26 protein-coding genes are annotated in these 24,852 nt (G+C 70.5%); 8 read left to right on the forward strand and 18 right to left on the reverse strand.

Features of this window, described 5'->3' with window-relative positions; genetic code table 11:
- The 9 genes from BKE38_RS06615 to BKE38_RS06655 form a co-directional block, all read right to left on the reverse strand.
- Positions 1-1,125: FAD-binding oxidoreductase (locus tag BKE38_RS06615; protein WP_076956571.1), on the reverse strand; the 1,125-nt coding region annotated here is incomplete at its 3' end.
- A 7-nt stretch (positions 1,126-1,132) separates the two neighbouring features.
- Positions 1,133-2,038, reverse strand: a complete 906-nt coding sequence (locus tag BKE38_RS06620) for a dihydrodipicolinate synthase family protein (protein ID WP_076956572.1) — start codon at positions 2,036-2,038, stop codon at positions 1,133-1,135.
- Positions 2,028-2,795, reverse strand: a complete 768-nt coding sequence (locus BKE38_RS06625) for a FadR/GntR family transcriptional regulator (RefSeq protein ID WP_131829502.1) — start codon at positions 2,793-2,795, stop codon at positions 2,028-2,030. Before BKE38_RS06625 ends, BKE38_RS06620 begins: the two co-directional genes overlap by 11 nt.
- Positions 2,796-2,967: 172 nt before the next feature.
- Entirely contained in the window at positions 2,968-4,350 is a 1,383-nt protein-coding gene (locus BKE38_RS06630) for an FAD-binding oxidoreductase (RefSeq protein WP_076956573.1), read from the reverse strand.
- Positions 4,350-5,126, reverse strand: a complete 777-nt coding sequence (locus BKE38_RS06635; protein WP_207553512.1) for an HpcH/HpaI aldolase family protein — start codon at positions 5,124-5,126, stop codon at positions 4,350-4,352. The genes BKE38_RS06630 and BKE38_RS06635 overlap by 1 nt, the downstream gene beginning before the upstream one ends.
- A 58-nt stretch (positions 5,127-5,184) precedes the next feature.
- Complete coding sequence (locus BKE38_RS06640) at positions 5,185-6,066, reverse strand: carbohydrate ABC transporter permease (protein WP_076956575.1); 882 nt, start codon at positions 6,064-6,066, stop codon at positions 5,185-5,187.
- A complete protein-coding gene (locus BKE38_RS06645) occupies positions 6,059-7,048 on the reverse strand; it encodes a carbohydrate ABC transporter permease (protein ID WP_207553513.1) in 990 nt (329 codons plus the stop codon). The genes BKE38_RS06640 and BKE38_RS06645 overlap by 8 nt, the downstream gene beginning before the upstream one ends.
- 85 nt (positions 7,049-7,133) lie before the next feature.
- The gene (locus BKE38_RS06650) at positions 7,134-8,462 is read right to left on the reverse strand and encodes an ABC transporter substrate-binding protein (protein ID WP_076956576.1); all 1,329 of its coding nucleotides are present in this window, start codon (positions 8,460-8,462) and stop codon (positions 7,134-7,136) included.
- A 101-nt stretch (positions 8,463-8,563) separates the two neighbouring features.
- Positions 8,564-9,628 carry an ABC transporter ATP-binding protein gene (locus BKE38_RS06655; protein WP_076956577.1) on the reverse strand — a complete coding sequence of 355 codons (1,065 nt, stop codon included), beginning with the start codon at positions 9,626-9,628 and terminating at the stop codon, positions 8,564-8,566.
- A 296-nt stretch (positions 9,629-9,924) separates the two neighbouring features.
- Between BKE38_RS06655 and BKE38_RS06660 the strand changes: the two genes are divergently transcribed.
- From BKE38_RS06660 to BKE38_RS06680, 5 genes are all read left to right on the forward strand, one after another.
- Positions 9,925-10,827 carry a hypothetical protein gene (locus BKE38_RS06660; RefSeq protein ID WP_076956578.1) on the forward strand — a complete coding sequence of 301 codons (903 nt, stop codon included), beginning with the start codon at positions 9,925-9,927 and terminating at the stop codon, positions 10,825-10,827.
- A 71-nt stretch (positions 10,828-10,898) separates the two neighbouring features.
- Positions 10,899-11,372 (forward strand): MarR family transcriptional regulator, encoded by a 474-nt coding sequence (locus BKE38_RS06665; RefSeq protein ID WP_076956579.1) that lies wholly within the window; start codon positions 10,899-10,901, stop codon positions 11,370-11,372.
- Positions 11,373-11,460: 88 nt separating this feature from the next.
- On the forward strand, positions 11,461-12,975 hold the full coding sequence (locus BKE38_RS06670) for an efflux MFS transporter permease (RefSeq protein WP_242662244.1): 1,515 nt from the start codon (positions 11,461-11,463) through the stop codon (positions 12,973-12,975).
- A 10-nt stretch (positions 12,976-12,985) separates the two neighbouring features.
- Positions 12,986-14,026: an HlyD family secretion protein gene (locus BKE38_RS06675; RefSeq protein ID WP_076956581.1), complete on the forward strand. Its 1,041-nt coding sequence runs from the start codon at positions 12,986-12,988 to the stop codon at positions 14,024-14,026.
- Positions 14,026-14,916, forward strand: a complete 891-nt coding sequence (locus BKE38_RS06680) for a hypothetical protein (RefSeq protein ID WP_076956582.1) — start codon at positions 14,026-14,028, stop codon at positions 14,914-14,916. Before BKE38_RS06675 ends, BKE38_RS06680 begins: the two co-directional genes overlap by 1 nt.
- A gap of 13 nt (positions 14,917-14,929) precedes the next feature.
- On the opposite strand, the gene BKE38_RS06685 is transcribed toward BKE38_RS06680, so the two are convergent.
- From BKE38_RS06685 to BKE38_RS06700, 4 genes are read right to left on the reverse strand one after another with little or no spacing between them, the layout of a single operon-like run.
- Positions 14,930-15,136, reverse strand: a complete 207-nt coding sequence (locus BKE38_RS06685; RefSeq protein ID WP_076956583.1) for a helix-turn-helix transcriptional regulator — start codon at positions 15,134-15,136, stop codon at positions 14,930-14,932.
- A complete protein-coding gene (locus BKE38_RS06690; RefSeq protein ID WP_076956584.1) occupies positions 15,133-15,513 on the reverse strand; it encodes a hypothetical protein in 381 nt (126 codons plus the stop codon). The genes BKE38_RS06685 and BKE38_RS06690 overlap by 4 nt, the downstream gene beginning before the upstream one ends.
- Positions 15,514-15,568: 55 nt before the next feature.
- Positions 15,569-17,116, reverse strand: a complete 1,548-nt coding sequence (locus tag BKE38_RS06695) for a sensor histidine kinase (RefSeq protein WP_076956585.1) — start codon at positions 17,114-17,116, stop codon at positions 15,569-15,571.
- 2 nt (positions 17,117-17,118) lie between these two features.
- Positions 17,119-17,802 (reverse strand): response regulator transcription factor, encoded by a 684-nt coding sequence (locus BKE38_RS06700; protein WP_076956586.1) that lies wholly within the window; start codon positions 17,800-17,802, stop codon positions 17,119-17,121.
- A gap of 145 nt (positions 17,803-17,947) precedes the next feature.
- On the opposite strand from BKE38_RS06700, the gene creD reads away from it, so the two are divergent.
- Together creD and BKE38_RS06710 are read left to right on the forward strand one after the other, a co-directional pair.
- Positions 17,948-19,288, forward strand: a complete 1,341-nt coding sequence (creD, locus tag BKE38_RS06705) for a cell envelope integrity protein CreD (protein ID WP_165694130.1) — start codon at positions 17,948-17,950, stop codon at positions 19,286-19,288.
- Positions 19,285-19,860, forward strand: a complete 576-nt coding sequence (locus tag BKE38_RS06710; protein WP_131829503.1) for a hypothetical protein — start codon at positions 19,285-19,287, stop codon at positions 19,858-19,860. The genes creD and BKE38_RS06710 overlap by 4 nt, the downstream gene beginning before the upstream one ends.
- A gap of 19 nt (positions 19,861-19,879) precedes the next feature.
- Here the strand turns inward: BKE38_RS06710 and BKE38_RS06715 are convergent, their stop codons facing one another.
- From BKE38_RS06715 to BKE38_RS06735, 5 genes are all read right to left on the reverse strand, one after another.
- Positions 19,880-20,695: a transporter substrate-binding domain-containing protein gene (locus BKE38_RS06715; RefSeq protein WP_076956589.1), complete on the reverse strand. Its 816-nt coding sequence runs from the start codon at positions 20,693-20,695 to the stop codon at positions 19,880-19,882.
- A gap of 37 nt (positions 20,696-20,732) precedes the next feature.
- Positions 20,733-21,389, reverse strand: coding sequence for an amino acid ABC transporter permease (locus BKE38_RS06720; protein ID WP_076956590.1), 657 nt, complete (start codon positions 21,387-21,389; stop codon positions 20,733-20,735).
- Between the two features lie 10 nt (positions 21,390-21,399).
- A complete protein-coding gene (locus tag BKE38_RS06725) occupies positions 21,400-22,071 on the reverse strand; it encodes an amino acid ABC transporter permease (protein ID WP_076956591.1) in 672 nt (223 codons plus the stop codon).
- Positions 22,072-22,259: 188 nt separating this feature from the next.
- Entirely contained in the window at positions 22,260-22,766 is a 507-nt protein-coding gene (locus BKE38_RS06730) for a hypothetical protein (RefSeq protein ID WP_076956592.1), read from the reverse strand.
- A complete protein-coding gene (locus tag BKE38_RS06735) occupies positions 22,754-23,425 on the reverse strand; it encodes an NlpC/P60 family protein (protein ID WP_076956593.1) in 672 nt (223 codons plus the stop codon). The genes BKE38_RS06730 and BKE38_RS06735 overlap by 13 nt, the downstream gene beginning before the upstream one ends.
- A gap of 194 nt (positions 23,426-23,619) precedes the next feature.
- Here BKE38_RS06735 and BKE38_RS06740 point away from each other — a divergent pair.
- A partial coding sequence (locus BKE38_RS06740; RefSeq protein ID WP_165694131.1) for a serine/threonine-protein kinase occupies positions 23,620-24,852 on the forward strand: 1,233 nt, incomplete at its 3' end.

Raw genomic sequence — 24,852 nt, forward strand, 5'->3', positions numbered from 1 at the left:
CAGCCGGGCGGTCGGGATCACGGCCAGCGCCGCCGCTCCGGCCTGCACCAGGAAATCCGGCACCAGCGAGATCGGCACGGCGATGTCATGCTTGATGCTGGCGCCCTCGAATTGCTGGCTGTCAACCAGGGCTTCACGCAGGTGCCAGAGGGAGGCAGCCTGAGCGCTGCTCTCGGCGATGGTGCCGTCGAGGACCAGTCCCTGCTCCATCGCCGCCTCCAGCAGCGCCTCCAAGGTCGCGCGCAGCGACCCGTCGGCGGCGCCGGACATTTCCAGCAGCACATACCAGGGCGCCGGCGCCGACAGCGGATCGACGCCGCCGCCGAACCGGCAGGAGATCTCGACGCCGAAGCGCTGGATCAGCTCGAAGGCCGAGAGCGTGCCGCCCGACAGCCGCTGCGCCAGGGCATAGAGGCCGATGGCGGCGGCAGCGTCCGGCAGCGCCAGGAAGGCAGTCTGCACCTCCTCCGGCCTGGGGAAGAGGCGCAGCACGGCGGCGGTGACCACGCCCAGCGTCCCCTCGGCGCCGATGAACAGCTGCTTCATGTCGTAGCCGGTATTGTCCTTGCGCAGCGCGCGCAGCCCGTCCCAGATCTCGCCGTCGGGCAGCACCACCTCCAGCCCCAGCACCAGGTCGCGGGTATTGCCGTAGCGCAGCACCTGGATGCCGCCGGCGTTCGTGGAAATATTGCCGCCGATCATGCAGCTGCCGCGGGCGCCGAGATTGATCGGGAAGAGCAGCCCCTCGGCCTCGGCGGCGCGGTGGATGTTCTCCAATATGCAGCCGGCCTGGACCGTCATGGTCATGGCCTTGGCGTCCAGCGCGAGGATGCGGTTCAGCCGCTCCAGGCTGATCAGGACGGGCGGCGGGCCCTCCTGGCTGGTGGTGCCGCCGACCAGGCCGGTGCGGCCGCCCAGCGGGATCACCGGCAGGCGCGCGGCATGGCAGAGCCGCAGCACCCCGGCCAGCTGGTCGCGATCGGCCGGGCGGGTCACCAGTGCGGCGCGGCCTGGAAAGAGCTTCCGGGGTTCTTCCAGATAGGGCGCCTGGTCGCGCGCGTCCTCGACCACGCCACGGGGGCCGAGCAGGCTGCGGATGGCAGCGAGGGCGGCTTCGGTGGTCATGACGGCGTCACCCACGGGCGGCCACCGCACGCTCGACGCGGCGGACCAGCAGGTCGAGCTCGGCCTGATGGCGGGCGGTCAGCTTCGGGCCGGGCTGGCGCATGGTGGCATGCCGGATGGCGCCGCGCCGGCGCAGCACCTCCTTGCGGGCGGCAACGCCCCAAAAACCCTGGGCCTCGTAGTTCAGCAGCGGCAGGTAGCAATCGAAAAGGTCATGCGCCGCCTCGACCTCGCCCTTCTGGTGCAGCCGCCAGACGCCCGAGAGCATCTCGGGATGGGAGAAGCCGGCCATCGGCCCGTCGATGCCGCGGCCGAGCTCCTGCGGCAGATAAAGGCCGTTGTTGCCGGTGAGGATGGCGACGCGCCGCCCTCCGCCGGCGCGCAGCCGGGAGATTTTCTCGAGGCTGGGCAGGTCCTCCTGCTTGACCACCTGGATCTGCGGATGCGCCTCGATCAGCTTCAGGATCGAGGGCACCGACATCCAGACGCCGGTCGAGCCCGGGAAGTCCTGCAGCACGACGGGGACATCGCCGATCAGGCCAAAGACGGTGGCGAAATAGGAAAGAAGCTCCTCCTCCGTCCGCAGCCCGGCGGGGGGCGCGATCATCACGCCGGCGGCGCCCAGATCCATCGCCTGGGCGGTCAGCTGGGCCAGCTGCGCCGTGCCCGGATTGCTGACGCCGACGATCACCGGCTTGCCCGCGGCGCCCGCGATGAAGCGGCGGGTGACCAGCTCGGCCTCGGCGGCGGTCAGCTTGCCGCCCTCGCCGCTGACGCCGCCGACGACGAAGCCGTCCGCGCCATGCTTCAGATAGAAGGCGACCAGGCTGTCGATGCTGGCGGCATCCACCGCGCCGCGGTCGTCGAAGGGCGTCTGCGCGATGATGTGGCTGCCCTGGATCTCATGAAGCATGCCGCAGCGTTTCCTCGTTGTTCTGTTCGTCGGTCAGGGGCGCCAGCAGGCCATCGCCGAAATCCTCGCCCAGCATGCCGCGCAGATGGCGCAGGTTGCGGGCGATCAGCCGCTGCACCGCCTCGGCCGCCGCCTCACCGTCGCGCCGCTCCAGGCAGAGCAGCAGCGCCTCGTGATAGGGCAGCGTCGACGCGGTGGCGTCGGGATGCCGCGAGGACAGCGAGAAACCCAGCTTCAGAAGCTGCTGCAGCGCCCCGCGCAGCTGGCACAGGAACTGGTTGTGCGAGGCCAGCAGCACCGCGGTGTGGAAGCCGGCATCGGCCAGCGCATAGTCTTGCTCGCTGCCCAGCGAGGCCTCCATGCGGCGGAAGGCCAGGCGGATATTGGCCAGGTCCTCGGCGGTGGCGCGATGGGCGGCCAGGCGTGCCGCCTCCGGCTCGATGATGCGGCGCAGCTCGACCAGATCGGCCAGGGTCGCGCGGTTCAGGTCGCTGCCGGCATGCCATTCCAGCACCTGCGGGTCGAGCAGCGCCCAGTTGTCGCGCGGCAGCACGCGGGTGCCGATGCTGGGGCCGACCGAGACCATGCCCTTGGCCGCCAATGCCTTGATGGCCTCGCGCAGCACCACCCGGCTGACGCCGCAGCGCTCGGCCAGCAGCGGCTCGCTGGGCATGGGGCCGACCGGCATCTGGCCGGTGGCGATCTGCCGCCCCAGCGTGTCCACCACCTGGCCATAGAGGTTCTTGAACCGCGCCACGCCGTTTCCCCACCCTCGTCCGAAGGTATGATGATAAGACAGGGCTGGCAACAGGCAGGCGTAGCCGTCCGCGGCCCGGCCTCATGGCCGGCAAACCCGACGACTTCCACCAGGCGGTAGCTAAGCCGGCGGATATGGTGAAACCATTCCCTTCCGGCGGCAAGAGGAGGACCTAGATGACCTTCCCCGGATTGATCAGCCCCTGAGGGTCGAGCGCCGCCTTCAGCCGCTGCATCAACGCGATCTCGGCCGGCGTGCGGACATAGCCGAGATACGGCTTCTTGGTGAGGCCGATGCCATGTTCGGCCGAGACCGTGCCGCCAAACGTCCTGACGACATCGTAGACGATCTCGACGATGGCGTCACGCGGCTGCGGCACCGCGCCGGGAAGGCAAGCCACGATATGCAGGTTGCCGTCGCCGATATGGCCGTAGAACAGCGCCACCACGCCGGGCAGCGCCGCCTCCAGCGCCGACTTGCACTGGACCACGTAGTCGTCCATGGCGCCGACCGGCAGGCCGATATCGAAGGGCTCGTGCGGGCCCAGCACCTGGGGGAATTCGGCGCAGGCGTCGCGCACCCGCCAGAAGGCCTTCACATCGGCGATCGACTGGGCCACCGCCGCATCGACCACCACGCCCGCCTCGGCCTGGGTCTCCAGCCAGGACTGGAAGCGGGGGGCGTCGATCGCCTCCTCCATGCCCTGGGCCTCGACCAGCACGTAGAAGCCGTGGCCGCTGCCCACCGGGCTGCGCACCCCCGGCACCTGGCGGGTGACGACGTCCCAATAGTCGGGCCACATCACCTCGAAGGCCGAGAGCAGCGGCCCCAGCCCGCGCCGGGCGCCGGCCAGCAGGTCCAGCACCTGGTCGTAGCGGTCCAGCGCGCAGAGCGCCGCCATGGTGCAGCCCGGCTTCGGGAACAGCCGCAGCACCACGCGGGTGATGATGCCGAGCGTGCCCTCCGCCCCGATGAACAGGTGCTTCAGGTCATAGCCGGCATTGTTCTTCAGCATCTTGTTGAGGTTGCCGACCACGGTGCCGTCGGCCAGCACCGCCTCCAGCCCCAGCACCATCTCCCGCGCCATGCCGTAGCGGATGACGCGGTTGCCGCCGGCATTGGTCGACAGATTGCCGCCGATGGCGCAGGACCCGCGGGCGCCGAGGTCGAGCGGGATGAAGAACCCGGCCTCGTCGGCGGCCTGCTGGATCGCCTGCAGCGGCGTCCCCGCCAGCACGGTCATGCTGGCGGCCGCCGGGTCGATCTCCAGGATGCCGGTCATCCGCTCCAGCGACAGGGCGATGCCGCCCTCCTCCGGCCGGGCGCCGCCGCAGAGGCCGGTCAACCCGCCCTGCGGCACCAGCGCGCGGCCATGTTCTCCGCAGAGCCGCATCGCGGTGGCGACGCCCGCCGTGTCGGTCGGGCGGATCACCAGCGCCGGGCGTTGCGGCGGCAGGGTGGACCAGTCCTTCTCGTTGCGGGCGGGGACATCGGCCCCCGCCAGCACCGCGGCCGGGCCCAGCGCCTGGCGCAGGGCCTCGACCAGGGCCTGCATCAGCGGCCGGCCTTGAAGGACTGGTAGTCGGCCCAGGCATTGCGCGCGGAATCGCGCAGCATGGCGCCGTCATGCGGCCCGACCACCAGCTTGTAGCCGCGCTTGAACAGGCTGCGCCAATCGGCGCCCGCATTCGGCACCGTGCCCATCGGCTTGCCGGAGGCGAGGATGACGTCCTCGAGCTTCGTCACCACGCGGCGCACTTCCGGATGGTCCAGCTGCTCCATGTAGCCGAGCGAGCAGGCAAGGTCGTTGACGCCGATGAAGACGACGTCGATGCCGTCCAGCGCGCAGATCTTCTCCGCCTGCTCCGCCGCCGCCCCGCTCTCGATCTGCAGGATGACCAGGGTCTCGTCCTTGGCGGCATGGGCATAGCCGGTCTCCAGCCCGTAGCGCGAGCCGCGCACCACGCTGGCGGCATAGCCGCGGGTGCCGTGCGGCGGATAGCGGCAGGCGCGGATGGCGGCCAGCGCCTCCTCGGCATTCTCGACCGAGGGGATCATGATGGAATTGCCGCCGGCATCGAGGATGCGCTTCAGCCAGACCTGGTCGTTCCAGGGGGCGCGGACGATGCAGGGCGTTCCGCCGGCTTCCGCCGCGCGCAGCGAGTCCACCGCCTGGCTGAGCTCGCCCAGGCCATGCTCGTGGTCGATGACCAGGAAGTCATAGCCGATATGGCCCATGATCTCGGCATTGACCGTGGCGCCGGTGCCGACCCAGGCGCCGTAGACCTGCTCGCCCGCCGCCAGGCGAGCCTTCAACACATTCTTGGGCAACTTTGTTTCTCCAGGGCGTGGCCAGGGTTTCGCGGCGGGACGCATCCCGCCGCGCGTCTCATTCCTTCACCGCCCCGGTGAGGGAGGAAACGTAGTAGTCGACGAAGAACGAATAGAAGATCGCGACCGGCAGCGAGCCGAGCAGCGAGCCCGCCATCAGCGCGCCCCACTGGTAGACGTCGCCCTGAACCAGCTCCGTCAGGATGGCCACCGGCACCGTCTTGTTCTCGGACGAGGAAATGAACGCGAGGGCGTAGATGAACTCGTTCCAGGACAAGGTGAAAGAAAAAATGCCCGCGCTGATCAGGCCGGGGACGGCCAGCGGCAGGGTGATCTGCCGCAGGATCTGCAGCCGGGTGGCGCCGTCGATCAGCGCGCATTCCTCCAGCTCATAGGGGATCGACTTGAAATAGCCGATCAGCAGCCAGGTGCAGAAGGGGATCAGGAAGGTCGGATAGGTCAGGATCAGCGCCATCGGGCTGTCGAACAGCCCGAGCTGGAAGACCATGGTCGCCAGCGGGATGAACAGGATCGAGGGCGGCACGAGATAGGCGATGTAGATCGCCAGCCCGACATAGGCCGAGCCCTTGAAGCGCAGCCGCTGGATCGCATAGGCCGCCAGCACCGAGGAGACCAGCGACAGCACCGTCGAGCAGACCGCCACCAGCATGGTGGTGAACAGCCAATGCGGATAGCTGGTCTCGAACAGCAGCTTCTTGATGTTCGCCAGCGTCGGCGCCGCCACCCAGAACGGGTTGAAGTTCTTGTAGTCGTAGAGCTCGGCGTTCGGCTTGAACGTCGTGATCGTCATCCAATAGAAAGGGAACAGCAGGATGAAGACAAAAATCAGTAGCGGGACATAGACGGTCACCACCCGGCGCTGGCGGGACTGCCAGGAGAGCAGAGCGCTGCCGTCATCGGCGGTCGCGGCCTTAGTCATTGGCTTCTCCCTGCTGCCACTTGCGGCGAGCCAGCGCGAAATAGCTGAAGAGGGTGGCGAGGATCAGGAAGGGGATCATCGAGACCGCGATCGCCGCGCCCTCGCCCAGCTGCCCGCCCGGGATGCCGCGCTGGAAGGCCAGCGTCGCCATCAGATGCGTCGAGTTGATCGGCCCGCCGCGGGTGATGGCATAGACGAGCTGGAAGTCGGTGAAGGTGAACAGAACCGAGAAGGTCAGCACCACCGCCAGGATCGGCATCAGCAGCGGCGCCGTGATCCGGGTGAAGCGCTGCCAGCTCGAGGCGCCGTCCAGCAGCGCCGCCTCATACAGCGAGGGCGAGATGGTCTGCAGCCCCGCCAGCAGGCTGATGGCGACGAAGGGAATCCCGCGCCACACATTGGCGAAGACCAGCGACCACCGCGCATGCCAGGGCGTGCCGAGGAAGTCGATATAGGTGTCGCGCCACCCCAGCACGTCGACGAGGATGTAGGAGATGATCGAGAACTGGGCGTCGAACATCCACCAGAAGGCGATGGCGGACAGCACCGTCGGCACGATCCAGGGCAGCAGGATGATGGCGCGCAGCAGCGACTTGAACGGCACGTTCTCGTTCAGCAGCAGCGCCAGCCACAGCCCCAGGCCGAATTTCAGCACCGTCGCGACCGTGGTGTAGAAGACCGTGTAGAACACCGCCCCCCAGAAGACCCAGTCATACCAGAGGGATTCGAAATTCTCGAAGCCGACGAACACGCCGCCGCGGCCGATATGCGTGTCGGTGAAGGCCAGCCAGATGCCGAGCCCCAGCGGATACGTCAAGAAAACCATCAGCAGGCCGAGCGCCGGCGTCAGGCAGGCGATGATCAGGAAGGTCTTGGAATCCAGCAGCCGCGCCAGCCAGCCCTGGTTGATCTGCGGCCGCCGCCAGTTGGTCGCCGGCGGCAGGTCCTGGCCGCGCGGGGCCGAGGGTGAGCTTGCGGACATTCAGTCAGTCTCCCTGACCGACAGCTTCGGGCAAGCCGGCCGCGGGGTCTCCCCCGCGGCGGCATCAAGGCGCGCCATCAAGCGCTCAGCGGTAGTAGCGGCGGGCGCGGCGCTCGGCCTCGCGCACCGCTTCCTCCGGCGTCGACTGGCCGGAGGAGGCGGCGGCGAACATCTGCACCACCACGTAATCCGCCGCCACCGACCCCGAGGCCTGGCTGATCGGCCCCTTGTAGCCCGACCAGAACTCCACCGTGTTGGTGTCGCGATAGACGGCGAGCTTCGGATCGCCCTTCCACACCTGGCTCTCGGCATAGGCGGCCAGCGGATGCGACCAATAGCCGCCGCAGCCGGTCAGCCAGGTGTCGTATTGCTCGGCTTCCATCATGAAGCGCAGATATTCCTTGGCGGCATTGGGGAAGCGCGTGTGCTTGAACACCATGGCGTTCAGCAGCAGCACGTTCTCGGCCATCTTGCCGCCAGGGGCGAAGGGCATGCGCGCCATGCCGGTATCCTCGGCGATGGCGGCGGTCTTCGGGTCGTTCTTCAGCGAGAAATACATGGAGACGCCGTTCTGCGTCAGCCCGATCTCGCCCGCCGCATAGGCGCGGTTGTTGTTGATGTCGCCCCAGGACAGCGTGCCGGGGATGAAGGTCTGGTACAGCTCCTTGGCATATTTCAGCGCATTGAGCGTCTGCGGGCTGTTGATCGCGACCTTGCCGGACTCGTCGACCACCATGCCGCCATGGCTCCACAGCAGCCAGTTGCAATAGGCATTGCCGTCGCCCACCGCATTGCCCAGCGCGAAGCCGGCCGGATGGCCGTTCTTCTTCAGCGCCTGGCAGGCCTTGAGGAAATTCTCGTGGTCGGTCGGCAGGCTGTCATAGCCCGCCTCCTTCAGCCAGGAGATGCGGTAGACGCAGGGGCCGCCCGAGCCGCCCATCGGCAGCGCCACCCACTGCTCCGTGCCCCACTTCTTGCCGAAGCGCTGCGGCAGCGCCAGCCAGCCGCCATACTTCTGGCCGAGATAGCCGGCGAGCTCGGTGAGATCGAGCACCTTGTCGGCATAGATATGCGGGTCGTCGGCCCAGGCCACCACCACGTCGGGGCCGGCGCCGGTATTGGCGGCGACTGCGGTCTGCGGGCGGAGGTCCTCCCAGCCGGCAAAGTCCACGCGCACCTGCACGCCGGTCTGCGCGGTGAACTTGGCAGTGTTCTCGCGGAACACCGTCTCGTCGGCATCGACGAACTTGGTCGGGCGCAGCACGCGCAGCGTGGCGCCCTTCTCGACGGCATGGGCAGGCGGCGTCGCATTGCCCATGGGAATGGCGGCGCGGGCGCGGCCAGGCACCGCCATCCCGGCGGCCAGGGCGCCGGCGCCCAGGCCCAGGGCGCCACGACGGGTCAGGTCATGCATTCTCGTCGTCCTCCAGACGGGCGGCACCGTTCAATCGGTGTCTCGCCTTAATTTAAGAAAGGCCGGGGGAAGGTATTCCCCCGGACCCCCATCTATTTCTGTCAGGCAGCGTTCAAACGCTGGCCGGTCTCGCCATGGAACAAATGGGCCAGGGCCGGGTCGGGCATCACGTGGATCGTCTCGCCGACGCGCGCGGTGATGCGCTCGCGGAACGCACCGGTGACGGAAGCACCGCCCGCGCGGCCGCTCACCTGCGTCTCGGAACCCGTCGGCTCGATCAGCGTCACGGCGACGGGAATGCCCTCGCCCAGCAGCGAAAGATGCTCGGGGCGGAAGCCATAGGTCGCGCGCTGGCCCTCCGAGGCCCGCGCATCCGGCGGCAAGGGCCAGGCCGGCCCACCGCCATCCGGCTGGAAGGCGCCGCCCTGCACCACCCCCGGCAGCAGGTTCATCGCCGGCGAGCCGATGAAGCCGGCCACGAAGACATTGGCCGGCCGGTCATACAGCTCCAGCGGCGCGCCGATCTGCTCCACGTGCCCGCCATGCATGACCACGATCTTGTCGGCCATGGTCATGGCCTCGATCTGGTCGTGCGTGACGTAGATCGTCGTCGTCTTCAGCCGCTGGTGCAGGTCCTTGATCTCGGCCCGCATCTGCACGCGCAGCTTGGCGTCGAGATTGGACAGCGGCTCATCGAACAGGAAGACCTGCGGGTGGCGGACGATGGCGCGGCCCATGGCGACGCGCTGCCGCTGCCCGCCCGACAGCTGCCGCGGATAGCGATCCAGCAGCGCCTCCAGCCCGAGGATGCGGGCGGCGCGCTTGACCTCGTTCTCCATGACCTCGGCCGGCGCCTTGGCCAGCTTCATCGAGAAGGCCATGTTGTCCCGCACCGTCATATGCGGGTAGAGCGCGTAGTTCTGGAACACCATGGCGATGTCCCGGTCCTTCGGCGGCACGTCGTTGACCACGCGCCCGCCGATCGAGACCTCGCCGCCCGAGATGTTCTCGAGCCCCGCGATCATCCGCAGCAGCGTCGACTTGCCGCAGCCCGAAGGCCCGACCAGCACGACGAACTCGCCATCCGCGATGTCCACGTTGACGCCATGCAGGATGGCAGTGCTGCCGAAATTCTTGCGGACGTCCCGGATATCGACCGTCGCCATCGTTCAGCGGTCGCCCGCGGCGCGGTGCGGCGCGGGCATGACGCAGCCCTGCCCGTTTGCGCTATGGCGCATCAGCATCTCCCTCGGAATCCCTCTGGGCCAAAAGCTCTGTCGGCCTGGCTCGCCGGAAGCTTAGGATTAACCTGCAGCCGATTGCAACACGCGCCGACCCGCGCCTAGGGCCGGCTCTCGGCAGCGCAGCAAAAAGGCTGGCCGCCACCCAGTCACCCGGGTAACAGGTGCATGGCGCCGGCATGTCATGGGCGTCATCCCTTTCCGGAGCCCTGCGGCGCCTGATGCCCGACGCCCTGCCCAGCCCCTTGCCGCGCCGGCACGACATGGCGGCGCCGATGACCGCCTACCGGCCGGTCGCCGGCGGCCCGGGGGACGGCGGTGGCTGGCGCGCGGCGCCGCTGCGGCCGCTTGCCCGTCAATGGTCCCGCGCCACCGCCCCCTTCCTGGCCCGGGCGCCGCTGTTCCCCTGGCGGCTCGGCTGGACCGCGCGGCGCCTCGGCAGCGGCCAGGCAGGCGCCCTGCCGCTGGCCCATGCCGAGCGCTATTTCGGCACCCGCCTGCGGCTGGAGCTCGACCCGGCCCGGCTGCGCTGGCAGCTGATGGACACGGTGACCGACGGCCGCCGCACGCTGCGGCTGGCGCAGCTTTTCCTCGATGGCGGCGACTGGTCGGCGGCGCGCGAGCCGCTGGCCGGCAGCGTGGTGCAGCAGGAGATGGCGGCGCTGATGGATGACGGCCGCCCGCTGCAGGACAGCCCGATCTACCGCTACATGCTCTCGCGCATCGACGAGGGCCGGCCGGAGCAGCGCAACGCCGTCCGCCTGGCAACGCCGGCACTGGTCGACGCCTATTTCGCGCATTACCGCGCCCTGGCCGGTCGCATCCGCAGCGAGGGCTTCCTGGCCCGCGACGCCCTGGACCGTCGCTTCGCCGCCTCCCCCCTGCGCAGCGCCGCCATCGAGCGGCGCGAGGGCGAGGTCGGCATCGCCATCGGCCCCGACGGCGAGATCCTGCGGCTGCTCGGCGGCCGGCACCGCACGGCGCTGGCGCAGCTGTTGCGCCTGCCCCGCATGCCGGTGCGCGTCCGCCTGGTCCATGCCCGCTGGCTGCTGGCCGAGATGGACCGCCACGCCCTGCCGGCACCCCAGGCGCTGCTTGCGGGGCTGCACCGCCTGGCCGGCTGAGCTCGTTACCTTGCCGCTGGCGGCGCCGCGCCTTATGTTGCGATGCAAATAGTTAGCAAGCTACATATGAGATGGCGACAGACCCCGCTGAATCCGCCCTGCGCGCGGCCTTCCTGACCGATCTCTCGGTCTCCGGCCGCAAGCTGCGCACCCTATTCGACGCCATCGTCCGCAAGCGCGGCCTGACGCTGGCCCGCGCCCGGCTGCTGCTGCATCTGCGCCAGCACGGCGCCACCCGCCAGGGCGAGCTCGCCCTGGTTCTGGAGCTCGAGCATCCGACCGTGGTGCGGCTGCTGGACGGGCTGGAGAAGCAGGGGCTGATCGCCCGCCATGCCGTCGACGGCGACCGCCGCGCCAAGCTGGTGGCCATCACCGAGGCGGCCGCCCCCACCGTCGCCGAGCTCGAGCAGCTGATCGCCGAGCTGCGCGTGGAACTGCTGGCCGACATCGCCGAGGACGACCTGGCCACCGCCAGCCGCGTCCTGGCGAGGCTGGTGCAGTCCATCGAGGCGATGGGCGCCGCCCCGCGTTCCCATGAGCGATAGCGCGCCCCCGAGCCTGCCCCCGAGCCTGCCCCCGGCCCTTCCGCCGGATCCGACGCTGCGGCGGACGGTCCTGTGCATCGCCGCCTCAGTGCTGCTCTGGACCACCCAGGGGCTGGGCATGAACCTGGTGGCGGCCAATACCAGCCAGATCCAGGGCGCGCTGGGCGCCACGCTGAACGAGACCAGCTGGCTGATCGCCGCCTATATGGCGCCCAATGTCAGCCTGACCATCCTGCTGACCAAGATCCGCACCCAGATCGGCCTGCGCCGCTTCGCCGAGATCAGCCTGGGTGTCTTCGTCGCCGCCTCGCTGCTGCATCTGGTGACCTATGACCTCGGCTCGGCCGTCGCGGTGCGCTTCCTGGCCGGCTGCGCCGCCTCGCCGATCTCCTCCCTCGCCTTCCTCTACATGCTCGACGCCTTTCCGCCGGCGAGGAAGATGAGCTGGGGGCTGAGCCTGGCGCTGACGCTCTCCTCCGCCATGCCGACCGTGGCGCGGCTGATCTCGCCGCCGCTGCTCGAGATCGAGCAATGGCACGGGCTCTACGTGCTGGAGGTCGGGCTGGCGCTGATGGCGCTGGCCACCGCCTGGCTGCTGCCGCTGACCCCGGTGCCGCGGGCCAAGGTGCTGCACTGGCTGGACTTCGTCAGCTATCCGCTGGTCGCCGCCGGCTTCGGGCTGCTCGCCGTGGTGCTGGCGCTGGGCCGGCTCTACTGGTGGTTCGAGGCGCCCTGGATCGGCGCCTGCCTGGCCGCGGCCGTGCTCTGCATCGCGCTGGCCATTGCCGTCGAGCTGACGCGCGAGACGCCGCTGATGGATTTCCGCTGGCTCGGCAGCCCCGAGATCCTGCGCCTGACCGGCACGCTGCTGGTCTTCCGCATCGTGCTGTCGGAGCAGACCTCCGGCGCCTTCGGCCTGTTCCAGACGCTCGGCCTGCTGAACGAACAGAGCGCCGGCCTCTATGCCGTCATCCTGGCCGCCAGCGTCGCCGGCGGGCTGCTCTGCGGCGCGCTGCTGAAGCCCGAGCGGGTGGCGCCGCTGCATGCGGTGGCGCTGGGCTGCATCGCGCTCGGCGCCTTCATGGACAGCCAGGCGACCAGCCTGACCCGGCCGGACAACATGCTGCTGTCGCAGGCGCTGATCGCCTTCGGCGGCGCGCTGTTCCTGCCGCCGGCGACGCTGGACGGGCTGACCCGCACCATGCGCCGCGGCCCGACCTATATCACCAGCTTCCTGACCGTGTTCCTGTTCACCCAGAGCCTGGGCGGGCTGCTGGGCAGCGCCCTGTTCGGCACCTTTGTGACGCTGCGGGAGAAGTTCCACAGCAGCCAGATCGTCGAGCAGATCGTCCTGACCAACCCCCAGGTCGCCGAGCGCGTCCGCCAGCTGTCCGGCGCCTATGGCCATGTCCTGACCGACGGCCGCCTGCTGAACGCCGAGGGCCTGGCGCTGCTGGCGCAGACCGCGACGCGGGAAGCCAATGTGCTGGCCTATAACGACGCCTTCCTGCTGGTGGCGGCGCTGGCCGTGCTGGCGCTGATCGCCCTCCTCCTCCACGCTGGCTTCGGCCAGTGGCGCGCCCGCGCCCGCAGCCCGGCATAGAACGACGACCATGGCCAAAGCCCTGCATCTCAGCCGCACCGTCGCCATCGTCCTGGTCGGCATCGCCGGCGCCCTGGCGGTGCTCTACGCCTGGCGCCTGCCGCCCTTCGAAAGCGCCGTGCAGACCACCGAGAATGCCTATGTGCGCGGCCAGGTGACGGTGATCAGCCCGCAGCTGGCCGGCTATGTCACCGCCGTGCCGGTGGCCGACTTCCAGAGCGTCCATGCCGGCGACCTGCTGGTGCAGATCGACGACCGCATCTATGCCCAGCGCCTGCGCCAGTCGCAGGCGGCGCTGGCGGTGCAGCGCGCCAACCTGGCCAATGCCACCCAGTCGGAGGCCGCCGCCGAGGCCCGCATCGAGGCCGCCCAGGCGGGCCTTGCCGCCGCGCGCACCGCGCTGGAGACGGCGCAATCCACCGACCGCCGGGTCGAGGCGCTGCTCGGCCGCGGCGTCTCGACGCAGAGCGCCGCCGACCAGGCGCGCGCTTCCCTGGCCCAGGCACAGGCCACGCTGCAGCAGGCCGAGACCACGCTGGAAGTGGCGCGCCAGGATCTGCAGACGGTCCGCGTCAACCGCACCTCGCTGGCGGCCGGCATCGAGAATGCGGAGGCAGCTCTGCGCCTGGCCGAGATCGACCTGCAGAACACCCGCATCCTGGCGCCACAGGACGGGCGGCTGGGCGAGATCGGCGTCCGCCTCGGCCAATATGTCAGCGCCGGCAGCCAGCTGGCGGCGCTGGTCCCCGGCAACCCCTGGGTGGTCGCCAATTTCAAGGAGACGCAGCTCTCCGGCATGCGGCCCGGCCAGGCGGCGAGCTTCACCGTCGACGCGCTGCGCCATGCCCGCCTGACCGGCCATATCGAGCGCTTCTCCCCGGCCACCGGATCGGAATTCAGCGTGATCCGCGCCGACAACGCGACGGGCAATTTCACGAAAGTCGCGCAACGGCTGCCGGTGCGGATTTCGATCGATCCCGGCCAGCCGCTGGCGGCATCGCTGGCGCCCGGCATGTCGGTCGTCGTCAGCATCGACACCGCCGCACCCTGATGGCGCCCGACGCCCCCTGGCAGATCGCGACCGGCGACCATCTGCTGCGCTTCCAGCCGGGCGGGCGGGTGCTGCAGGTGACCTTCGACCATCTGAAGCCGCATCGCGGCCGCGACGGGCAGCCGGAACCCTGGGGCTGGCGCTTCGCCATCCAGAACGGCTGGTCGATCCTGGGCATCGCCTCGCTGCGCCCGGTCTGGTTCCGCGAGCCAGCGCTGCACGATGCGCTTCTGCGCCTGCGCGACGCGGGTTTCTTCCGCGGCTTCGACCGCGTCGTCTTCGCCGGCAGCTCCAAGGGGGGCTTCGGCGCCCTGGTCTTCTCGTCGCTGTCGCCAGGCGCGACCGTCATCGCCATCGATCCCCAATCGACGCTGGACCGCGCCCTGGTGCCCTGGGAGACGCGCTATCCGCTCGGAGACTGGGCGTTGCCCTTCCGCGACGCGGCCGAGGAGCTGGCGGTGGCCGCCCGCATCTGGCTGCTGCACGACCCGCATTTCGCGCCGGATCGTCGCCACGCCGACCGGCTCTCCGCGCCGGGGCTGACCCTGCTGCGCTGCCGCCATCTCGGCCATGGGCTCGCCGAAAGCCTGCAGAAAATGGACATCCTGGCGCCGGTGATGCGCGGCTTCACCGAAGGCATCCTGGACGAGGCCGGCTTCTGGGCGCTCTACCGCGCGCGGCGCAGGCTGGTGCGCTACCCCCGCGCGCTCTTCGCCCATGCGCTGGCGCGTGGCCATTTCCGCCTGGCCGAGCGGATGGCACGCGCCCTGGCGGAACAGCGCGAGGACGGCCACTGGTTCCTGGCCCGCGCCGCGCTGTTCGAGGCCGCGGCGGGCGACCAGGCCGCCTTCCTGCGCGGCCTGGCGCTGATGCAGCGGGCGGATCGCTAGACCGGATCCTCCTTCAGGGGGCAGAGGCTTCGCTGTCCTCGAAGATCTCCTCGATGCGCAGCGCGAACAGCCTGGCGATCCTGAACGCCAGCGGCAATGACGGATCGTAGCGGTCCGCCTCGATGGCGTTGATGGTCTGCCGCGACACCCCGAGCTGGGCGCCGAGCTCCGCCTGCGACCAGCCGCGGGCGCTGCGCAGCGCCTTGACCTGGTTCTTCACCGGTAGCGCCGCGTTGCCAGCCGCAGCCCGACGATCCAGAGGATGGCCATGACGGGCCAGACGGCGAACATCGACAGGCGCGGCAGGCCCACAAGCTCCAGGAAGCCGTGGCCGAGGCTGAGCACGGCGGTGCCGGCGAAGGCGAAGGCCAGGGCTTCCAGCTGGATGCGGCGCTGCAGCTCGTCGATGCGGCGCAGCTGGCGCAGCACGACCCAGCCCATGGCGACCACCGGCAGCATCGGCATCAGCACCACGGCGCCGCGCAGCGCCGGCGCCTCGAGCTGGGGCAGCAGCGCGATGGTCCCGGCCAGAAGCAGCCCGTAGGCCAGCAGGCAGAGGCCGAACTCGCGGAGATAGGGCATGGCGGGACCTTTCATGTAAAGTATGCTTTACATGAGTCGACGCCGCCCGAAATGTCAAGTTCACTTTACATCACGCCAAGGGCAGGGTGATCAGGAAGCGCGCGCCCGGGCCTTCGGGCAGCAGGCGGATCTGGCCGCCAGCGGCCTCCAGCCGGCTGCGCACGATGGACAGGCCGAGCCCGGTGCCGCCGGCATTGCGCGCCGTGGTGAAGAAGCGGTCGAAGATGCGGGGGGCATTGCCGCTGGTGACGCCGCGGCCATTGTCGGCGACCAGGATGCCGATCTTTCCAGGCGCCGCATCAGGCTCCCAGCTGATGCGGCATTCGGCGCCCGGCCCGGCATGCTGGCGGATATTGTCCAGCAGATTGGCCAGCACCTCGCGCAGCATGTCGCGGCCGATGGCGACCTCGACCGCCGGGCCCGCCAGCGTCACCGGCAGGCCAGCCTCGGCATAGGGCTCGACGATGGCGGCGAGGGTGGCGGCAAGCGCGCAGCGCTCCGGGGCGCGGGGCTGCGGCGCCTCGGCCCGGGCCAGCTCCAGCAGGCGGCGCACCAGCCGGTCCAGCCGCAGCACGTCGCCCATGGCCTGGGCCAGGAAGCGCTCGCGCTCGGCCTCGGTCATGCTGGCGCCGTGCTCCTGCAGCAGCTCCAGCCCGCCGCGCAGGGCGGCCAGCGGGGTCTTGAACTCGTGGCTGACCTCGGCGGCGAAGGCGCCGATGTAATCGGCCCGCTGCTCCAGGGTGACGGCCATGGCGGTGATCGCGGCCCAGAGCTCGTCGGCCTCGCGCACGGCGCTGCGGCGGGTGCGGTCCAGCGGCACGCGGGCGCCGGCGGCGACGGCGCGCGCCTGGGCGGCCACCGCCTGGATCGGCCGGCCGACGGTATAGGCGATGAAGACGGCCAGCGCGCCGGCGGCCAGCAGCACCGCCAGCACCAGCCCGCCGATCTCGAAGCGCTTGCCCCAGAGGATCTGGTCCAGCGTCGCCGGCGTGCGCGACAGCAGCACGGCGCCGATCACCGCGCCCTGCTCCAGCACCGGCTGCACCACGAAGACGCGCAAGGCGGCGCCGCGGCTGATCGAGCTGGCATGGGTCGGCACCGAGCGCGTCGGCACCCGCGCCCGCAGCGCCGAGGCAGGATGGCCGGCCAAAGCGAGGGCCACCTCCTGCTGCGCCGCCAGCGACAGGCCGAGCTCCTCGCGGCTGCTGGCCACCACCGTGCCGTTGCGGTCCATGACGCGCATGGCGGCCAGCGTCACCAGCTGGGTCTCGACCAGCACGCTCTGCAGCAGGGCGCCGGCGCGCTGGGCCTGGGGCTCGGGCGGCTGCATCGGCGGCAGCGCCTCGGGCGGGGCGGGCAGCACGGTGTCGCGCGCCAGGTCGAGCGAGGCGCCGCGCGGCGCCCAGTCGCGCGCCTCCGGCAGCGGCGGCGCCGGCAGGCCGCGCCAGGCGGCGCGATAGGCGGCGGCGATGACGGCGCCCTGCGCCACCAGCTCGCTCTCGGTCTGGCGGACCAGCGCGCTCTCATATAGCCGTAGCATCCACAGCCCGCCCAGCGGCAGCGCCAGCAGCAGAAGGTTGGCCGCCAGCAGCAGGCTGCGGATGCGCGGCTTGCGCATGATCATCCGGCCTGGAAGCGGTAGCCGAGCCCATGCACCGTGCCGATCGGCTCGGCGCCGAGGGACGCGAACTTGGCGCGGATGTGGCGGACATGGCTGTCGATGGTGCGGTCGCTGACGACGCGGCGGTCCGGATAGGCGACCGTCATCAGCGCGTCCCGGGTGAAGACCTTGCCGGGGGCGGCGGCCATGGCGCGCAGGATGGCGAATTCGGTCACCGTCAGCACCACCGGCGCCTCCGCCCAGAAGACCTCCAGGCGGTCCGGGATCAGGCGCAGCGAACCGCGCTGCACCACGGGGTCGGCCGCCGCCTCGGGCCCGGGCGGCTGCAGCCGGCGGAGCACGGCGCGGACGCGCGCCACCACCTCGCGCGGGCTGAAGGGCTTGGTGACGTAGTCGTCGCCGCCGAGCTCCAAGCCCAGGATGCGGTCCACCTCATCGTCGCGGGACGACAGAAAAATGACCGGCACGTCGCTGCTGCGGCGCAGGCGGCGGCAGACCTCGGTGCCGTCCATCTCCGGCATCAGCACATCGAGCAGGAGAAGATCGGGGGCGCTTTCGGCGAAGCGGGCCAGGGCCTCGAGCCCGTCGGCGGCCTCGACGGTCTGGAAGCCGTCGCGGGCGAGGGCGAAGCAGAGGACGCTGCGGATATGCGGATCGTCGTCGACGACCAGAACCTTGGGCATGGGCAGTCCGGCGAGTGAGGCAGCCGCCCGGCCGGGCCCTGCACAGCATTTGCACCAAAAATCCGGCGCGGCTGCAAGGCGCCTCCCTCGGCACTGCAAGGGAGCGTCCCAGGGTGGCGGCATCACCTTCGCCGGAGAGGACGCCATGATCCCGCCTTTGCCAACGCCGCCCGAGGAAACCGCGCCCCCCGTGCCGACGCCGCCGCGCCCGACGCTGGGGCCGCTGCCGCGCAAGCTGGTCGGCCTGCTGACGCTCGGCCTGCTGCTGCTGGTGCCGCATCTCCTGGTCGATGACGTCATCAGCGAGCGGCAGAACCGCCAGCAGGAAGTCGAGGAAGAGATCGGCCGCAGCTGGGGCCGGCCGCAGAGCGTGCTGGGGCCGGTGCTGGTGCTGCCCTATGTCGGCACCCTGCCCTCCTCCGGCAGCCAGACGGAGAAGCGCGGCCGCGGCGAGATCATGCTGCTGCCGACCCAGCTCAACGCCCGCGCCGTGCTGGCGCCGGAGACCCGCAAGCGCGGCGTCTTCGAGACCACGGTCTATACCGCGCAGCTGTCCCTCGAAGGCAGCCTGACCTTGCCGCCGATCGCCGTGCCGGGCGTCGCCGATGCCGAGCTGCTGTGGCGCGAGGCCTATCTGCTGACCGGCGCCACCGAGCTGCGCTCCGGCGGCGGGCGGCTGACCGTGGACGGCACGGCGCTGGCGGCCAGCGACATTCCGGGCGACCCTAGTCTCTGCGGCCCCGCCGAGACGCAGCGCTGGCCGCTGCGGCTGGAGGCGGCGCCGGAGGCCGGGCGCGAGCTGCGCTTCGCCCAGGCGCTGGAGCTGCGCGGCACCAGCCGGCTGCACCTGCTGCCGCTGGCCGGCCAGACCCGCCTGCACATGGAAGCGCCCTGGCCCAGCCCGAGCTTCGGCGGCGCGGCCCTGCCGCAGAGCTCCGACGTCACCGCCGCCGGCTTCACCGCCGACTGGTCGATGCGCGGCCGCGGGCTGCTGCTGCGGCAGAATCTGCGCGCCTGCGGCGAGCCCGACGGCATCGGCGTCACCCTGCTGGAAAGCGTGCCGACGCATCGCATGGTCAGCCGCGCCTCGAAATACGCGATGCTGTTCCTGTCGCTGGCCTTCGTCACCTATCTCTGCTTCGAGCTGGTGGCGCGGGCCCGCATCCACCTGGTGCAATACGGGCTGATGGGCTGCTCGGTGCTGCTCTTCCCGCTGCTGCTGCTGGCGATCGGCGAGCCGCTGGGCTTCGGCGCCGCCTATCTGATCGCCTCCCTCGCCGTGCTGCTGCAGGCCACTGGCCATACCGCGGCAGTGACGCGGCGGCCGGGGATGGCTGCGGTCTTCGCGGGGGTGGTCGGCCTGCTCTTCGGGTTTCTCTACGTGGTGCTCAGCCTGGAGAGCTACGCCCTGCTGGTCGGCGCACTGGCCCTCTTCGCCGCGCTGTCGGCGGTGATGGCGGTCACCCGCAAGGTCGACTGGCAGTGAGGCTGCCCCGGCGGCTGCGGAGGGTGGTGCTCGGCACCGCCCTCCTGGCGGGTGGCGGCCTGCTGCTGACCTCACTGGTGGCCCGCGCCATGGACCATCTGGTGCTGCCGCATCTGCCGACCTACACGGCGACGGCGACCCTGCCGGACGCCGCGGCGCGGGTGACGCTGGATGTCTATCCCTTGCCCGGGCTGCCCGGCGAATATGCCCGCCGCCTCCGCTTCGCCGGGCCGGCGGGCAACGCGACGGTGACGCCGGCCGCCGATGCCGGCGGCTACAGCCGGGTCAGCCTGTACCGCACGCCGCGCGGCAGCCTCGCCGTGGTCACCATGCTGGGCGAGGACTTCTTCTACGATGCCGCGGCAGGGTCCGTCCGCAGCCTGCGCAGCTATGTCGGCGGCGAGCGGGTGGACGGCGCCTTCACCTATCTCGGCGCCTTCGATTTCGTCGAGACGGCAGGCCGCCAGGGCGTGCATTTCCGCCTGGTCTCGCCAGACGAGCAGGCCGAATGCAACCCGGCGAAAAGCGCCGTGGCGGCCTGCCCCCGGCTGCGGGCGGCGCGGCGTGAGTAGCGCGCCGCGCCGGCTCGTCTCAGAACTGCGGCATCGGCGGCAGCGGGTCCATCGCCGCCTTGAACCAGCGCTGGTGGATGGCGGCGAGCTCGCCATTGTCGGTGATCGACTTGATGAAGGCGTTGGACCAGTCGCGCAGCGCCTCGTCCTGCTTGCGGAAGGCCATGCCATTGGCCTGGGCCCGCAGGGTGAACTTCGGCTCGATCTGCAGGTTGGGGTAGCTGGCGGTCAGCTGGGCGAGGACGGTGTTGCTGGCGCCGATCGCCTGGGTCTGGCCGGAGATGATCGACTGGGTGGTGGTGGCGTCGTCGTCGAAGCGCATGATGCGCGCCTCGCGCGGTGCGATGGCCGAGACGGCGGTGTCCTGGGTGCTGGCGCGGGCCACGCCGACGCGGACACCCTTCAGGTCTTCGGCATTGCGGATCTGCGTGCCCTTCGGCGCCAGGATATAGGTGGTCAGCGCGCTGTAGGGGTTGGAGAACAGCACCTGCTTCGAGCGTTCCTCGGTGATGCCGAAGGTCGCGATCAGCATGTCGACCTTGTTGGTCAGCAGGAAGGGAATGCGGTTGGGGCCGGTGACCGGAACCAGCTGCAGCTCGACGCCCATGGCTTTCGCCAGCAGGTTGGCGACATCGACGTCGTAGCCGGCCGGGTTCTGCTTGTCGTCGGTGCCGCCGAAGGGCGGGTAGTCGGTCAGCGTGCCGACCTGGATGCGGCCGCGCTTCTTGATGTCGTCCGGCGTCGCGGCCAGCGCCAGGCGCGGCAGCAGCGAGGCGGCCGTCGCGCCGAGGGCCAGGGCGCCGAAGCCGCGGCGGGTGGGGGTGAAAGAGGTCATCCTGGAATCTCCCTGTTTATGTCTGGATACCCGGCGGTCAGGCGCGCGCGCTGGCCTCGGCCAGGCGCCGCTCCATCCGCCGGCTATAGGCCGAGAGCGGCCAACAGATGATGAAATAGGTCAGCCCCACCAGGCCGAAGATGGTGAAGGGCTGGAAGGTGGCGTTGTTGATCACCTGGGCCGCGCGGGTCAGCTCGACGAAGCCGATGATCGAGGCCAGCGAAGTCGCCTTGATCAGCTGCACCAGGAAGCCGACGCTGGGCGGGATGGCGATGCGGATCGCCTGCGGCGCGATGACCAGCCGCATCTGCGCCCAGTAGCGCAGGCCGAGCGCGCCCGAGGCCTCCCATTGGCCGCGCGGCACCACCTCGATGGCGCCGCGCCAGATCTCGCCCAGGAAGGCGCTGGCATGCAGCGACAGGCCGATGGCCGCCGCCGCCCACGGATCGACGTCCAGGCCGAAGATGCCGGGGATGAAGAAGGCCAGCACCAGCTGCATCAGCAGCGGCGTGCCCTGGAAGATCTTGATGTAGGCGAAGGCGATCCAGCGCAGCGCGCGGATGCTGCCGGCGCGCATCAGGGCGACGACGACGCCGCCCAGGCTGCCGCCGGCGAAGGCGACGATCGACAGCAGCAGCGTCCAGCGGACGGCTGCCAGGATGTAGAAGACCTCGTTGGGGCCGAAGCTGCGCATCGCCGGCCTCCTATCGCACGGCCGGCTGGCGCAGGAAGGCGCGCTCGATGACGGCGAAGATCCCCCAGAACAACAGGGACATCGCGAAATAGATGCCGGTGACGACGAAATAGACCTCGAAGCTGCGGAAGTTGCGGGCCTGGATGTCGTTGGCCGCCGCGGTCAGCTCGGCCGCCGCGATCGCCGAGCAGACGCTGGAATTCAGCATCAGCAGGATGAACTGGCTGGTCAGCGAGGGATAGATCGCCTGGATCGCCGGCTTCAGCACGACGAGGCGGAAGATCTGCAGCGGCTTCAGGCCAAGGGCACGGCCGGCCTCGATCTGGCCGTGATGGATGCTCTCGATGCCGGCGCGGATGATCTCGATGCCGTAGGCGCCGACATTGATCACCATGGCCAGCAGCGCCGCCTGATCGGCTTCCAGCCGGATGCCGATGGCGGGCAGGCCGAAGAAGACGATGAAGATCTGCACCAGGAAGGGCGTGTTGCGGATCAGCTCGATATAGGCGTCAATGGCGATGCGGAGCGCGCGCGGCCCGTTGTTCTTGGCCAGCGCGCCAAGCACCGCGACGACCAGCCCGATCGCCATGGAGGCGGCCGAGAGCCAGAGCGTGCGCAGCGCGCCATAGGCGAGCTCATCCCAGGCGGCGAAGACCTGGGCGAATTCGAAGGTGTAGTTCATGCCGCCCGGCGGCCCCGATCGGGCATGGGCCTGCTCCCCCTGCTGGTGGCGGGCCTTGGGCCGTCGCCGGTTCGTTCCTGGACAGCGGAAGGCTGACCCGGATCGCGCGCCCACGCAAGGGAGATGATCGTGGAATAGAAATAGAAGGGGGTCTCGGGGGAATACTTTCCCCCGACCTTTCTTACTTCTTACTCATCTTCCAGATAGACCCGTGTCAGCTTCCACTGGCTGCCGATCCGCGAGAAGACCAGCGCGCCAACCCGGGCCTGATCATCGGTCGCGGTGGGCCTGCGCGGATCCTGGGCGAGACTTTCGGTGCGCTGGACCAGGTCACGGTTGGTCTGCGGCTGTCGCGGCGAGAGCCCGCTGTCGTGGCCCAGCACTTTCGCCAGCGTGGCGGCGAAGCGATCCTGGCCGATGCGCTGGACCCCGCTGTCGTCCAGCGTCCCGGCGACTTCCAGCGGAAACCGCGTCATGCTGGCCAGCGCCGCGTTATCGCCCGCCAGCACCGCGGCGCGGAAGGCCTGCCACTGCGTCTGCAGCGCCGACGGAATGCCGCTGGTGCTGGCCGCCGCCGCCGCGCGGGGCGCCGGGGCGGGCGCCTGCGCCGCGCAGCCCGAGGCCAGCAGCGGGCAGGCCAGCAGCAGCGCCGCCAGCAAGGGCGCGCGCATCGAGGCGCCGATCACCGGGGCCACCGCTGCGCCTCGATGTCGTAGCTGGCGAGGTTGAAGTTGGAGAGCTTCACCATGTTCCCCTGGTTGCCGCCCAGCAGCGTGATCCGCCCCGAGCCCTGCTGCGTCATGAAGCCGACGTGATAGCCGGAAGACGACCCGGTCGAGGCGTCATGCCCGCTGCGCCGGCGGCGGATGACGGTGATGGCGCCGTAGCGCGGGCCGCAGGCCGAGCCATAGCCCTTCCAGCTCTTGGCGGCGGCGCTGTTGGTGCCGCCGTAGCCGGCCTGGCGCATCACCCAGTTCACGAAGCTGGCGCACCAGGGGACCTCGTCGGTCTGCGCCTGCAGGCCGGTGGTCATGTGATACTCGATGATGCGCGGGTTGTGGCGGCGGCCGGGGATTTCGGTGACGCCGAGCTCATCCTCGGCGATGGCCATCCAGGGCGCGCTGCCGTCGTCGGCGAGCGGGGCGCTGTGCTGCTGCGCCGGATTGGCGACGGCCAGACCGCGCGGCTCGGCGCCATGGCCGGGAATGGACTGCTGGGCGCTCTGATAGGCGCGCATGGCGGCGCGGGTCTTCGGGCCGATGATGCCGTCGACGGCAAGATGCGGCGGCGGGCGCAGCTTGGCGTTCAGCATGGCCTGGAGACGGCGGACCTCGTCGGATCGTGCGAGCGGCATCGGATCTCTCTTGCTTGTGGGCGCGAAGGATCGCGCCTGATGCAGCACAGCTCTTGAGAAGCGTGCGGGCGGCAGGCTAGATGCGGCCTGCCGCCTGGTCCATGCGGCGGCGGCCATGCCGCAGGTCACAAATCCGGGGGTCCGTTGCGCGTGAAGACTGGACGCCGCCATCGCCGCGCCGCAGGCTGAGGCTCATGTCCGAGCCAGCCGTGCCGTCGGCGATCGCCGCCAAATACGAGATCCGCGGCACGCTGGGCCGCGGCGCCACGGGCGTGGTGCTGGACGCCTTCGACCGGCTGATCGCGCGCCCCGTCGCCATCAAGCTGGTCGAGCTGCCGCCGGCGCATGAGCCGGAGGCGGCGGAGGTGCATCAACGTTTCCGGCGCGAGGCGCAGGCGGCGGGGCGGCTGTCGCATCCGGCCATCGTCGCCATCCACGACTATGGCGAGACGGCCGAGCAGGCCTGGATCGTCATGGAGCATGTCGGCGGCGGCACGCTGAAGGCGCTGCTGGATGGCGGCCGCCGACCGCCGCTGGCCGACAGCGTGCGGATCATGGCGCAGGTGCTGGAGGCGCTGGCCTATTCGCATGCGCGCGGCGTGGTGCACCGGGACATCAAGCCGGCCAACATCATGCTGGCCGAGCCGGACGAGAATGGCGCGCCCCGCATCAAGATCGCCGATTTCGGCATCTCGCGCCTGGAGGACCAGGCGATCACCCGGCTCGGCACCGTGCTGGGCACGCCGAGCGCCATGGCGCCGGAGCAGCTGCGCGGCGAGGCGGCCGATCACCGCGCCGATATCTGGGCCGCCGGCACGGTTCTCTACCAGCTGCTGACGGGAGAGAAGCCTTTCGAGGGCGGCTTCTCGGCCATCATGCACAAGGCGCTGCACACCGAGCCGGTGGCGCCGTCGCTGCTGACGGTCTCGGTGCCGCGCGCCTTCGACGATGTGATCGCCCGGGCCCTGGCCAAGCGGCCGGAGGACCGCTTTGCGAGCGCCGCCGATTTCGCGGCCGCCATCGCCGAGGCTGCCGATGCCGGCACCGAGAAGCGCTTCTCCGGCGCCGGGCCGCTGCCGGGGCTGGATGACGACGCCACGCTGGTCGGCGCGCCGGCGGCGGTGACCCCGCTGGCACCGGCGCCGGCCGCCCGGACGCCGCTGGCGGCGACGCGCCCCGCGCGGCCCAGGTCGGGCCTGGGCTGGACGCTGCCCGTGGTGGCGCTGCTGGCGATCGGCGGCGCTGTCGGCGGGTATGTCTACTGGCAGAACCGCGCAACGCCCTCCGGCGGCGGCGAAGGGCCGCAGATCGCCACCGTCGATCCCGGCCCGCCAGTGGTGCCGCCGCGACCCGAGGCGCCGCCCCCGCCGCCGCCGCTGAATGGGCCGACGCCAGGCGTGCCCGAAGCCCCCCCGCCGGGCACGCCT

It is taken from the genome of Teichococcus deserti (genome assembly GCF_001982615.1).
GTDB classification, from domain to species: domain Bacteria; phylum Pseudomonadota; class Alphaproteobacteria; order Acetobacterales; family Acetobacteraceae; genus Pseudoroseomonas; species Pseudoroseomonas deserti.